Below are 1,586 nucleotides of genomic sequence, written 5' to 3' on the forward strand. Positions count from 1 at the left end.
ATCGCCTCTCCGGTCACGACGCCACAGTATGCTGTTATCGGCTGGCCTTCGAGCGTAGGGGTAGTTGAAAATTGCATGATCTTCTCCTTAAAACGAAACTCGGGTTTTAGCTCTTATCGCCAGGCAGAGCAGCTATACTTTATGCTAAAAAACGCCATCCAGAAACCATAAGGAAATCAAGATGAAGTTACAGCTTGCCGCTCTGGCTCCGCTGGCGCTGCTGCTCAGCGCCTGTACCACAGTACAACCTGTCTTTAAGGATAACGGCAGCCGCACCTCCCCCTGCGTTGAAGGCGGCCCCGATTCTGTTGCCCAGGCGTTTTACGATCTGCGTCTTGAGCAGCCTGCTCAGGGTGTGCCGAACGCCACGCAGCTGGCCAAGTATCGTCCTTACCTCAGTGACCGACTGTACCAAACGCTGCTGAAAGCCGATAACGATCCGCAAAAATCAGCGACTTTGCGCGGAGATATATTCTCAAGCCAGGCGGCGGGCGCCACCTCGGCGAGCGTAGCGGACTCATCCAGCATCCCTAACCCTGATGCGCGCAATATTCCGCTGCGCGTTAAGCTCAGTCGTGACGGCGACAAACCGCAAACCTGGCAGGATGAAGTCCTGATGATCCATGAAGGCACCTGCTGGGCCGTGGACGATGTACGCTATCTTGGCCCAGCACCGCATATCGAAGGTGGCTCCCTCAGCCAGCGCCTGCTGCGATAGGCCCTCCGCGCACCGCTGACGAGCGGTGTGCCCCTTTTCGCTACTGCATTTTTGCTCAGCCCCCTCATTTTGTGCCAGCTTTATGGTTAAATTACCTGCATAAGCGAATTTATCGCCGCGCTGATTGCATAACTATGCCGTCAACGTTAAGATTCTCAGAACTAATCGCTATTCACTTTTTGCGCATGAGTATTCAACTTAACGCTGTAAACTGCTTTTATGGCGCCCATCAGGCGCTTTTTGATATTCAGCTGACGTGTCCGGAAGGCGAGACGCTGGTTCTGCTCGGCCCCAGTGGGGCCGGCAAGAGCTCGCTGCTGCGCGTTTTGAACCTTCTGGAGATGCCGCGTTCGGGCACGCTGGGGATCGCAGGTCACCATTTCGACTTTACCAGGGCGCCCGGCGAGGCGGCTGTTCGTGAACTGCGCCAGAACGTCGGCATGGTCTTTCAACAGTACAATCTCTGGCCGCACCTGACGGTAATGCAGAATTTGATCGAGGCCCCCTGCCGGGTGCTGCGGTTAAGCAAAGATCGGGCGCAGGCCCGTGCTGAAAAACTGCTGGAACGCCTGCGGTTGACCCCCTTTGCCGATCGTTTTCCTCTGCATCTTTCCGGCGGTCAACAGCAACGTGTCGCCATTGCCCGGGCACTCATGATGGAACCGGCCGTCCTGCTGTTTGATGAACCTACCGCCGCGCTGGATCCGGAAATTACCGCGCAGATCGTGGCGATCATTCGGGAACTCTCCGAAACTAATATCACCCAGGTGATCGTCACCCACGAGGTCGAGGTGGCACGCAAAACGGCCAGCCGCGTCGTCTATATGGAGAACGGTTATATCGTGGAACAGGGTGACGCCAGCCGCTT

The 1,586-nt window shown here is 56.3% G+C and carries 2 protein-coding genes and 1 pseudogene; 2 read left to right on the forward strand and 1 reads right to left on the reverse strand.

Annotation, left to right across the window (positions count from 1 at the left end):
- A pseudogene (locus RTK32_RS10170) lies at window positions 1-77 on the reverse strand (hypothetical protein); the annotation flags it as partial.
- Between the two features lie 104 nt (window positions 78-181).
- Between RTK32_RS10170 and RTK32_RS10175 the strand changes: the two are divergent.
- Window positions 182-718 (forward strand): lipoprotein, encoded by a 537-nt coding sequence (locus tag RTK32_RS10175; protein WP_312043577.1) that lies wholly within the window; start codon window positions 182-184, stop codon window positions 716-718.
- Window positions 719-903: 185 nt separating this feature from the next.
- Window positions 904-1,586: arginine ABC transporter ATP-binding protein ArtP (artP, locus tag RTK32_RS10180; protein WP_312043579.1), on the forward strand; the 683-nt coding region annotated here is incomplete at its 3' end.

The sequence above is a fragment of the Erwinia sp. genome (genome assembly GCF_031978025.1).
GTDB lineage: Bacteria > Pseudomonadota > Gammaproteobacteria > Enterobacterales > Enterobacteriaceae > Erwinia.